General features: G+C 70.2%; 11 protein-coding genes. 7 read left to right on the top strand and 4 right to left on the bottom strand.

Annotated features, from left to right (window positions below):
* Position 1: 1 nt before the first annotated feature.
* Both coxB and KR541_RS33505 read right to left on the bottom strand, forming a co-directional pair.
* On the bottom strand, positions 2-1,063 hold the full coding sequence (coxB, locus tag KR541_RS33510) for a cytochrome c oxidase subunit II (protein ID WP_216090117.1): 1,062 nt from the start codon (positions 1,061-1,063) through the stop codon (positions 2-4).
* Between the two features lie 300 nt (positions 1,064-1,363).
* Positions 1,364-3,220, bottom strand: a complete 1,857-nt coding sequence (locus KR541_RS33505) for a thiamine pyrophosphate-requiring protein (protein ID WP_216090116.1) — start codon at positions 3,218-3,220, stop codon at positions 1,364-1,366.
* A gap of 169 nt (positions 3,221-3,389) precedes the next feature.
* Here KR541_RS33505 and copM point away from each other — a divergent pair, with 169 nt between their 5' ends.
* The 5 genes from copM (at position 3,390) to KR541_RS33480 (ending at position 6,595) form a co-directional block, all read left to right on the top strand.
* Positions 3,390-3,773 carry a CopM family metallochaperone gene (gene copM, locus KR541_RS33500; protein ID WP_050013928.1) on the top strand — a complete coding sequence of 128 codons (384 nt, stop codon included), beginning with the start codon at positions 3,390-3,392 and terminating at the stop codon, positions 3,771-3,773.
* A gap of 151 nt (positions 3,774-3,924) precedes the next feature.
* Positions 3,925-4,665: an FRG domain-containing protein gene (locus KR541_RS33495; RefSeq protein WP_050013927.1), complete on the top strand. Its 741-nt coding sequence runs from the start codon at positions 3,925-3,927 to the stop codon at positions 4,663-4,665.
* 157 nt (positions 4,666-4,822) lie between these two features.
* On the top strand, positions 4,823-5,329 hold the full coding sequence (locus tag KR541_RS33490; RefSeq protein WP_176016230.1) for a low affinity iron permease family protein: 507 nt from the start codon (positions 4,823-4,825) through the stop codon (positions 5,327-5,329).
* A gap of 189 nt (positions 5,330-5,518) precedes the next feature.
* The gene (locus KR541_RS33485) at positions 5,519-5,998 is read left to right on the top strand and encodes a BON domain-containing protein (RefSeq protein WP_050013925.1); all 480 of its coding nucleotides are present in this window, start codon (positions 5,519-5,521) and stop codon (positions 5,996-5,998) included.
* A 114-nt stretch (positions 5,999-6,112) separates the two neighbouring features.
* The gene (locus KR541_RS33480) at positions 6,113-6,595 is read left to right on the top strand and encodes a DUF1641 domain-containing protein (protein ID WP_176016231.1); all 483 of its coding nucleotides are present in this window, start codon (positions 6,113-6,115) and stop codon (positions 6,593-6,595) included.
* Here KR541_RS33480 and KR541_RS33475 read toward each other — a convergent pair.
* Together KR541_RS33475 and KR541_RS33470 are read right to left on the bottom strand one after the other, a co-directional pair.
* Positions 6,570-7,043 (bottom strand): NUDIX hydrolase, encoded by a 474-nt coding sequence (locus KR541_RS33475; protein ID WP_216090115.1) that lies wholly within the window; start codon positions 7,041-7,043, stop codon positions 6,570-6,572. The genes KR541_RS33480 and KR541_RS33475 overlap by 26 nt on opposite strands.
* Before the next feature lie 203 nt (positions 7,044-7,246).
* Complete coding sequence (locus tag KR541_RS33470) at positions 7,247-7,447, bottom strand: hypothetical protein (protein WP_089490375.1); 201 nt, start codon at positions 7,445-7,447, stop codon at positions 7,247-7,249.
* 159 nt (positions 7,448-7,606) lie between these two features.
* Between KR541_RS33470 and KR541_RS33465 the strand changes: the two genes are divergently transcribed.
* Both KR541_RS33465 and KR541_RS33460 read left to right on the top strand, forming a co-directional pair.
* Positions 7,607-9,007, top strand: coding sequence for an HlyD family secretion protein (locus KR541_RS33465; protein WP_124630975.1), 1,401 nt, complete (start codon positions 7,607-7,609; stop codon positions 9,005-9,007).
* Between the two features lie 75 nt (positions 9,008-9,082).
* A complete protein-coding gene (locus KR541_RS33460) occupies positions 9,083-10,675 on the top strand; it encodes a DHA2 family efflux MFS transporter permease subunit (protein ID WP_050017806.1) in 1,593 nt (530 codons plus the stop codon).

Below are 10,675 nucleotides of genomic sequence, written 5' to 3'. Positions count from 1 at the left end.
TTCAGTTCAGCGTCGCGAGATACGCGGAGAGATCGTCGGCGTCGCGCGGCGCGAGCGCGATCGACGGCATCAGCGATTGCGGCTTGATTTGCTGCGCATGCGCGATCCAGCGGCGCAGGTTGTCCGGCGTGTTGTCGAGCGTGCCGGCCGCGAGCAGCCGGCGCGTGCCGACGTGCGTGAGATCGGGGCCCGCGTCGCCCGTCGCGTCGGTGCCGCGCACCGCGTGGCAGCCCGCGCAGCGCGCGGCGAACACGCGCTGGCCGCGTCGTTCGGCGCCGGCGCTCGCCGTGGGTGCCTGGGCCGGTTGGCGCTGCGCGGCGAGCCACGCACGAAACGCGTCCGGCGGCTCGGCCGCGACTTCGAACGCCATGTGCGCATGCTGCGCGCCGCAGTATTGCGAGCATTGGCCGCGGTAGATGCCCGGCCGGTCGGCCTGCAGCCATTGGCGGTTGGTCTGGCCGGGAATCGTCTGCGTCTTGCCGGCGAGTTGCGGCACCCAGAACGCATGGATCACGTCGGCGCTCTTCAGTTCGATCGCGACGGGCTCGCCCACCGGAATACGGATTTCGTTCGCGGTGACGAAGCCCGGGCCGTTCGCATCGTCCGGATAACGAACGGCCCACCACCAGTCTTGCGCGGTGACGACGATCGTCAGCGCGGGCGGACGCGGCGGCGCCGCGATCGCGCCCAGCACGCGCAGCATGTACACGAGCGCGCCGAACAGCAGCAGGATCGAGATCACGGTGCCCACGGTCACGATCGTCAGCCCGCTGCCGTAGCCGCCGCCCGCCTGCGCGCGACGACGAAACAGCGCGATCAGCAGCAGCACCGCGATCGCGACGCACACGAACGAGCACAGCGCGAGCAGCGCCCAGCCGAGCACGAAGACCGGCTGCGCGGCGGGGCCTGCCGCGTGGATCACGTACGCGAGCGGCAGCGGCGCGGCCGGATTGCCGGGCTCGGCACGCTCGGCGGCCGCGCGCGCGACGATCGGCGCGGCCGCCCAAGCGAACGGTGCGATGCATGCGATATGACGCGTGTTCCTGGACAGCGGGACGAGCAACGCGACTCCTTGCCGCATTCGGCGGCGTGACGACAACCGTTCGCGGCAGAGCAAGTTTCGTGCGCGCGCGGCTCGCACGTATGCAGTCGTGCGGGGGTGCGGAATGCCGCGCGCAACGGCCGGTACGTCACAGCCGGCTTGTAAATCGAGTGACGCGTTTTTACGCGCGCGTGTGGCGGGCGGAAGGTCGTTTGCTGTGCGGATCAAGTTCCGGAACGGCGCGACAGCGACAGCGGCGGCGTGCCGGCCATCATCGCAAAACGCCAGAACCGACCGTGAACGTCGCGCCGTCCCGCGGCCTTACGATTCGCCTTTCCCGTCCTTGCTGCCCTTGCCGGCCTTGTCGGCCTTGTCGGCCTTGTCGCCGTGGTCGCCCGGCAGCACGGCCGACAACACCTGCCGCGCGGTCTCGACGATCACGTTGCCCTCGCGCGGGTCGCCCCTCACCAGCGTTTCGGCGAAATGCTTCGCCTGCTGCAGCGTCACGTGCGGCGGCAGCGGCGGCACCTCCGGGTCGCTCTTCACTTCGAGCACGACCGGCCGGTCGGACGCGAGCGCTTCGTCCCACGCGGCGCCGAGCTGTTCCGGATCGTCGACGTAGATACCCTTGAGGCCGAGCAGCGTCGCGAAGCGGTAGTACGGCACGTTCGGGATCTGCTGCGACGCGTCGAACTTCGGGTCGCCTTCCATCACGCGCTGCTCCCACGTGACCTGGTTCAGGTCCTCGTTGTTCAGCACCATGCAGATCCAGCGCGGATCGGGCCACTGGCGCCAGTATTTCGCGACGGTAATCAGCTCGGCCATGTTGTTCATCTGCATCGCGCCGTCGCCGACCATCGCGATCACCGGGCGCACCGGATGCGCGAATTTCGCGGCGATCGCGTAGGGCACCGCGGCGCCCATCGACGCGAGCCCGCCGGACAGCGAGCCCATCATCCCGCGCCGCATCATCAGGTCGCGCGCATACCAGTTCGCGCAGGAGCCCGAATCGCTCGTCAGGATCACGTCGTCGGGCAGGCGCGGCGACAGCTCGGTAAACGCGCGCTGCGGATTCACGCCGCGCCCGGCGCTCGCCTTCGCGGCCGCGCGCGCCGCGAGCGTGTCGTGCCAGTCGCGGTTCCATTTCGCGATCCGGTCGCGCCACGTGGTGTCGCGCCGCTCGTTCAAGAGCGGCAGCAGCGCGCGCAGCGTCTCGGCGCTGTCGCCGACCAGATTGACTTCCATCGGGTAGCGCAGGCTCAGCATGTCGGCCTTCAGGTCGATCTGCACGCCGCGCGCCTGGCCTTCCTTCGGCAGGAATTCCGAATACGGAAAACCGGAGCCGACGACCAGCAGCGTGTCGCATTCGGTCATCAGCGCGTAGCTCGGCTTGGTGCCGAGCAGCCCGATCGAGCCGGTGACCCACGGCAGGTCGTCCGGCAGCGCGGCCTTGCCGAGCAGTGCTTTCGCGGCGCCCGCGCCGAGCTTGTCTGCTACCGCGATCACTTCGTCGGTCGCCTTCAGCGCGCCGGCGCCGACCAGCAGCGCGACTTTCGAGCCCGCGTTGAGCACGTCGGCCGCGCGTCGCAGGTCGTCCGCATACGGCACGACTTTCGGCGCGGTATAGCCGACCCCCGAATGCACGGTGCCGTGCGCGCGTTTCGGCGGCGCGTAGTCGAGTTCCTGCAGGTCGTTCGGCAGCACGAGCGCGGTGACCGCGCGCGCGCCGAGCGCGGTGCGCACCGCGCGGTCCACCAGATGGCGCACCTGGCCCGGCACCGTCGCAAGCTGAACGAATGCGCCTGCAACGTCCTTGAAAAGCGCCGGAAGATCCACTTCCTGCTGGTAGTGGCCGCCGAGTGCCGCGCGCGCCTGCTGGCCGACGATCGCGAGCACCGGCATGTGGTCGAGCCGCGCGTCGTAGAGGCCCGTCACGAGGTGCGCGGCGCCCGGGCCCGACGTCGCGACGCATACGCCGAGCTCGCCTGTAAATTTTGCATGCGCGGACGCCATGAAGGCCGCCATCTCCTCGTGGCGCGCCTGGATGAATTCGATCTTGCCGTCCGCGCGGTTCAGCGCGCCGAAAAATCCGTTAATGCCGTCGCCCGGGTAGCCGTAGATGCGGCGCACGCCCCAGTCGTACAGCCGCTCGACGATGAAATCCGCCACTGTCGCCATGCCGTTTCTCCTTGGTCCCGGATGAGCCGATGCGAGGCGGCCGCGCAAGGCACGTGCCGCGCTGCGTGCGTCGGGCACATCGGTTGCCCGCCTGTCGCCGATACGACGTGTGCTGACGAGCGAGGATGCCGCACGCGAACCGTTCACTTTCTTGTCGAGGAATCGTCACATGTCTGCATTCAACCGTTCGTTCATACGCCGCGGTGCAGCCTGCGCGTTGCTGGCCGCGTGCGCAGCGGCGCTGCCCGTGGCGGCACAGTTGCGTCCTCCCAATCCCGCCAGCGTGCCCGACACGTCCACGCAGGCGTTCAAGCGCGCCGACCGCAAGATGATGGAAGCGATGGATAGCGCGCCATACACGGGCGACGCCGACCGCGATTTCGTCGCGCACATGGCGCCGCATCATCAGGGCGCGATCGACATGGCGCAGGTCGAGCTCAAATACGGCAAGGACCCGACGCTGCGTCAGCTCGCGAGCCGGATCGTCGCCGCGCAGCGCGACGAGATCGCGCTGATGGAGCGCTGGCAGAGGGAGCACGGCACGACGCGGTGAACCGCGATGCGACACGGAGATACGCAGGGCGATACGCAGCCGGCCGTCCCGGCCGTTCCGCGGCCGGCGAGCGGCGATGCAAGCGCCGATCCCGGACCCGCGCCGACGCAATGGCCGCGCGCACGGGCAGCCGCGGCAGGAGGCACGATGCATGGACGATAAGCGTGCGGCCGAAGATCGCGCGATCGACAGCGTGGCCGACTACATGGCCGTGATCGGCGCGCAGCGGCAGACGATGGCGCTGCGGCTGTTTCGCGGCCAGTGCAACGCGGGCTGGCCGCTCGTGCCGGGTATTGCGCGGCAGCGCGCGTCGCCCGACGTCGAAGCGCGGATGCTCGACGAATTCACGCGGCGCGCGCTGCCGCATCTCGAACCCGGACAGAACCTCGATGCGTGCGACTGGCTCGCGCTCGCGCAGCAGCACGGGATGCGCACGCGCCTGCTCGACTGGTCCGGCAACGCGCTGGCCGCGCTGTGGTTCGCGGTCAGGCGCGCGAGCGAATCGGGCGGCGACGGCGTGGTGTGGTGCCTGTCGCACGACGCCGACGACATCGCGACCGCCGCCGAACGGCGCGCGCCGCTGGAGGTCACGCGCACCAAGGTGTTCCGGCCGCGTCACGTGATGCCGAGGATCACCGCGCAGGACGGCTGGTTCACGATCCACCGTTATGACCCGCGTGGCGAGCGCTTCGTGCCGCTCGACGAGGACGCGGACCTCGCCGGCCGCCTGATGCGGATCGTCGTGCCGGGCGGCCGGTTCGCGACGATCCGGCAGGAGTTGGCCGGCGTCGGCGTGAGCATCGCGACGATCTTTCCGGATCTCGACGGCATCGCGCAACTGACCGACACGCGCTATTTCCCGGACGACGAGGACACGCACACGCCGCAGTAAACCCCGCGCGGGCCGTGCGGCCGGGCACGCGCGATGCTTGTCTCGACGGCGCGCACACGGGACCGAACCCCAAGTCCCCAGCTTGCGACCGGTTCGCGGCGGGCGGCAAGGCGGCTCATGCGCGCATTCAAACAAACGATCGAATCCGGAGGCTTTCATGCGCGAACCCCACGAACCCCCGAGCGGCCGTCGCGACAAGGCGTGCGAGCCCGGCGCCGGTTCCCGGCCGGCCGGGAACACCGTCACCCGCGCGTTCGAACGCTTTGCGTCGGGCGTGACCACCTGGGCCGGCTCGCCGGTGGCATTCGGCAGCGCGGTCGCCATCACCGTGCTGTGGCTCGTCAGCGGGCCGCTGTTTCACTACTCCGACGCGTGGCAGCTCGTGATCAATACCGGCACCACGATCATCACGTTCCTGATGGTGTTCCTGTTGCAGCGCAACCAGAACCGCGACAGCGTGGCGTTGCATCTGAAGCTCGACGAGCTGCTCGCGGTCACGCGCGCGGCGAGCGACCGGCTGATCGGGATCGAGGATGCGTCCGAGGAGGAATTGCGCGCGTTGGCGCAGACCTACGTCGAGATGGCGCAGCGCGCGGCCGAGCGCGGCGAGGACGAGCCGGGCGGGAAGCGCGCGGAAACGGCCGACGCGCCGTCCGAATCCTGATCGTCGGATCTCCCGATCTTCCGGTCTCCCGGTCGAGCGATGCGCGGCCCGATGATTTTTCAAACGCTTGTCGTTTCCGGCGCCGCGTCGCGGCGCGACCGCGTGCACGCGCTGCCTGCAGCGGGGAACGGCACGTGCTGCACACCGAGACGAAGCCCGGTCGTTCCGGGTATTGCGTATGGTGCTTCCATGAACTCCAGAACTCCTTCGAATCCGCTGTTGAATATTGCGGTGGCCGTCGCCTGCGGGGCGGCCGCGATGTACTTCCTCGATCCGTCGTCCGGCCGGCGTCGTCGCGCTTATCTGCGCGACAAGGCGGCCGCGGGCCGGCACGGCGTCACCGATTACGCGAATACGCAGGTGAAGCGTGCGGCCGACCATGCGCGCGGCGCGATCGCCGGCCTGCGGGCCGACTGGCTCGCGGGCGATGCGAACGACGTGCAGGTCGCCGAGCGCGTGCGTGCGGCGCTCGGCCGGCTCGTCGGTCGCCCGCGCGACATCGACGTCAGCGTCGAGCACGGCAACGTGTGCCTGACCGGACAGGTCGAGGAGGCCGAACGGCAGGCGCTGATCGACGGCGTCGCCGCGCTGCACGGCGTGCATCACGTCGAGGACGCGATGGGCGCGCGCAGCGAATACAAGGCGTCGCCCGACGGTCATTCGCACTGACGCGGCCGCGGCTGCCCGCACTGGCGGGGGGCCGGCGAACGAGTACGACACGCATTCGGCGCACGCACGGCTGCCGGTACGGCGGCAGCCTGGCGCCTCAACCGGAGCAAGCCCATGACCGACCGCCAGCCCCCCGATACGACGCCCCCGCATCCGGAGCCCGGCGCGCACGACGCGCTCGAACACCTGCTCGGCAGCCTGCATCGGCACGGCTTCCTGCGCTTCGCGAACGAGGTCGTCAGCGCGAACGCGCGACTCGCCGACACGTTCGTCGACGCGCTCGACAAGCCCGGCATGCAGAGCGGCATGCAGAATCTCGCGATGCTGGTGACGGCGCTGTCGCGCATTCCGCCGGAACAGTTCGGTCGCGCCGCGTTCGCGGCGGCCGACGCGCTGCATCACGTCGGCGCGTGGCAGCCGGCGCAGCACGAGCATGTCGCGCCCGGCGTGCGCGGCATCTATCGCCTGCTGCACGACGCGGCGCTGTGGGATGCGTTGACGCCGCTGCTCGAAGGGCTGAAAGTCTTCGCGCAAGGGCTCGCGCGCGATCCGCAGTCGCCGGCCGCCGGGCTCAACGAGACGACGAAAGGCGCGTGACCGCGTCCGGTTGCAAGCCGCTGGCGATGCACAGGCCCGCGAACTGACGGATGATGCGCTGGGTCGGCGCGCTCGCCGGCCAGTGCGATACCGCGTCGATGCCGACCCAGCGGCACAGCGCGATTTCGCGGCCCGGGCACGCGTGCGCGCCGCGCGGCAGACTCGCGACGAACACGTGATGGCGCTTCACGCTGCCGTCCACGTAGAAGAAATACGCGAGTTCGAGATCGACAAGTCCCGTTTCCTCCCGAAGCTCGCGATGCGCGGCGTCGAGTGCCGATTCGCCGCGCCGGATCACGCCGCCCGGCAGCGTCCAGCGCGACGATCGCCCGCGCGCGACCAGCAGCACGCGCCGGTTGCGAACGCAGACGATCGTGGCGCGTTCCTTCGCCAGCGGCGCGAGCGGCACCGCGCGGACGGGGAAATCGGACGGGTCGCGTAGCGTCATGCAGGGCAGGGGGTGGGTGATTGAAAGATCCATGCGCCTGTGCCGCAACGTGCGTTCCTGCGTCGCCGTCGCGCGGGGCGGCGTGTGGACGATTCGGGCGAACGCGTCGATCGTCGCCCGCGAATTTTCAACGGCTTGTCATTTCTGCCGCCGTCCGGTGCGGCCCCTTCGGGACGGCGGGCGGGCCGCGCGAGGCGCGGCGATCACGTGCGGCCGTGTTCGCCGGATGGCGGACGATGCGGCGACGTGCCGTTTTCCTTCCCGGCCGGCTTGCCTTCGGCGGGGTCGTGCGCGCTGCGTGGCGGCGGCGTGGTCGTGCCGCGGCGCTTGCCCTCGGGGCCGGGCGTGCTGTCGCCGCGATCTTCGTCGCGTGTGTCGGTGTCGAGTGAGGTCGAGCGTGTCATGGTTCGAGCGTCCTGTCGGGGCGGTTGAAGCGTACGCAGCGCGCATCGGGCGTGCCGCGGTCGAACGCAGCCCGTTGCCGGGCCCGCTGTTTGCTTGATCGCGCGCTTGAGGTCGGCGCGGGCAATGACGCCCGCGCCCGCCGCCTGGAGCTCCGTTTCATGCCCGATGCGATCTTGTGCCCGTTATCCGTTCGTCAGCGATTCGGCGTCGCGTTCCGGCGCGCGTCGACGCCCGGACGGGACGGCGCCGGCGCGCCGGACGCGCTTGCGCCGGCGATGGCCGGCGTCGTACCGTCGACGCCGCTGCGCGTGCCGTGGCCGGCGTTCGAGCGCCGGCCGCCCGCCGTCGCGCGGGCGGGCGACGGCCAGTCCGGCGCCGGCGGCCCGGGCGCCGCGCCGGGCGGCAACGGCGAGCGGCCAACCGACGCGCCGGGCGGCGGTGGCGGCGACCACCATCCGCACGACGATCGCGGCGGCCGCACCGGCGGCGACGGAGATGGCAACAACGGCGAAGGCGAACGCAAGCGGCCCGGCAAGAAGCCGCTGATCATCCTCGGCGCGGTGGTGTTCGTGCTGCTCGTCGGCGGGCTCGTGTGGTGGTTCGCGACGCGCAACCAGGAAAGCACCGACGATGCGTACACCGACGGCAACGCGGTCGCGGTCGCGCCGCACGTGTCCGGCTACGTGACGCGGCTGGCGGTCGACGACAACACGTTCGTGCGGCGCGGCGACGTGCTCGTCGAGATCGATCCGCGCGACTACCGCGCACAGGTCGACGCCGCGCAGGCGCAGCGCGGTCTCGCGCAGGCGCAGCTCGATGCGGCGCGCGTGCAGCTCGACATCGCGCGCGTGCAGTATCCGGCCCAGTACCGGCAGGCGCGCGCGCAGATCGAATCCGCGGAAGCCGCGTACCGGCAGGCGCTCGCCGCGCAGGCACGGCAGCGCGCGGTCGATGCGCGTGCAACCTCGCAGCAGGCGATCGACGCGGCCGACGCGCAGCGCGCGACCGCCGACGCGAACGTCGCGATGGCCCAGGCGCAGGCGCGCACCGCGAGCCTCGTGCCGCAGCAGATCCGGCAGGCCGAGACGGCCGTCGAGGAGCGCCGCCAGCAGGTGCTGCAGGCGCGCGCGCAGCTCGAGACGGCCAACCTGAACCTGTCGTACTGCGAGATGCGTGCGCCGTCCGACGGCTGGGTCACGCGGCGCAACGTGCAACTGGGCTCGTTCCTGCAAGCGGGCACGTCGATCTTCTCGATCGTCACGCCGCGCGTGTGGATCACCGCGAATTTCAAGGAGTCGCAGCTCGAGCGGATGCGCGTCGGCGACCGCGTCGACGTGTCGGTCGACGCGTATCCCGATCTCGATCTGCACGGCCACGTCGACAGCATCCAGCTCGGCAGCGGCTCGCGCTTCTCCGCATTCCCGACCGAGAACGCGACCGGCAATTTCGTGAAGATCGTGCAGCGCGTGCCGGTGAAGATCGTGCTCGACGGCCCGCTGCCGAACCGTCCGCCGCTCGGTCTCGGCCTGTCGGCCGTGCCGACCGTCCACCTGAAATGACCGGCCGCCGTGCCGCGACCGGAGCGATCCGATGCCCGATACCCGCATGCCGTTCTTGCCTGACGAGGCCCGCCGATGAACCGGCCACCCGAGCGCAGCGGCGCATCCGATGGCACGTGGCGTCCCGCCGCGAACCCGTGGCTCATCGCGATCGTCGTCACGCTCGCCGCGTTCATGGAGGTGCTCGACACGACGATCGTCAACGTCGCGCTGCCGCACATCGCCGGCACGATGTCGGCGAGCTACGACGAGGCGACCTGGACGCTCACGTCGTATCTGGTCGCGAACGGCATCGTGCTGCCGATCTCGGGGTTCCTCGGACGCCTGCTCGGCCGCAAGCGCTACTTCCTGCTGTGCATCGCCGCGTTCACCGTGTGCTCGTTCCTGTGCGGCGTCGCGACCAACCTCGGCGAACTGATCGTGTTCCGCGTGCTGCAGGGGCTGTTCGGCGGCGGGCTGCAGCCGAACCAGCAGTCGATCATCCTCGATACGTTCCCGCCCGCGCAGCGCAACCGCGCGTTCTCGATCTCGGCGATCGCGATCGTCGTCGCGCCGGTGCTCGGGCCGACGCTCGGCGGCTGGATCACCGACCATTTCTCGTGGCGCTGGGTGTTCCTGCTCAACGTGCCGATCGGCGCGCTGACCGTGCTCGCGGTGATGCAGCTCGTCGAGGATCCGCCGTGGCGGCGCGGCGCCGAACGCGGGATTTCCATCGACTACATCGGCATCGGGCTGATCGCGATCGGGCTCGGCTGCCTGCAGGTGATGCTCGATCGCGGCGAGGACGAGGACTGGTTCGGCTCCAACTTCATCCGCGTCTTCGCCGTGCTGTCCGCGCTCGGGCTGGTCGGCGCGACGCTGTGGCTGCTGCGCACGAAGAAGCCGGTGGTCGACTTGTCGTGCCTGCGCGACCGCAATTTCGCGCTCGGCTGCGTGACGATCGCGACGTTCGCGGCCGTGCTGTACGGCAGCGCGGTGATCGTGCCGCAGCTCGCGCAGCAGCGGCTCGGCTACACGGCGACGCTCGCGGGGCTCGTGCTGTCGCCCGGCGCGCTGCTGATCACGCTCGAGATTCCGCTCGTGAGCCGGCTGATGCCGCACGTGCAGACGCGCTATCTGGTCGGGTTCGGCTTCGTGCTGCTGTGCGTTTCGCTGATCTATTCGCGCACGCTGGTGCCGGACATCGACTACACGCACCTGATGATGATCCGCTGCGCGCAGTCGCTCGCGATCGGCTTCATGTTCGTGCCGATCACGACGCTCGCGTACCTGACCGTGCCGCAGCGGCTCAACGACGACGCGTCCGCGCTGTTCACGATGTTCCGCAACGTCGCGGGCTCGATCGGCATCTCGGTGTCGACCGCGCTGATCCGGGAGCGCACGCAGGCGCGCATGGCGCATCTGTCCACGCACATGTCGACGCTGTCGCAGAACTTCCAGGATGCGCTGCAGGAGAACGCGCGCGCGGTGGGCGCGTTGACGGGTGCGCCGCCGTCATCCGCGCTGCAGACGGCCACCGGGCGGCTGTACGAGACGTTCATCGCGCAGGCGACGATCCTCGCGTATATCGACGTGTTCGCGATCCTCGCGGTGTTTTGCGCGTTCAGCATTCCGCTGACGTTCCTGTTCTCGCCGGCGAAGGCCGCTGGCGGCGCGGGAGGGCATTGA

Origin of the sequence: Burkholderia sola, assembly GCF_905400185.1 — a bacterium.
Classification (GTDB): Bacteria; Pseudomonadota; Gammaproteobacteria; order Burkholderiales; family Burkholderiaceae; genus Burkholderia; species Burkholderia sola.
This window is presented reverse-complemented; position numbering and strand designations above follow the sequence as displayed.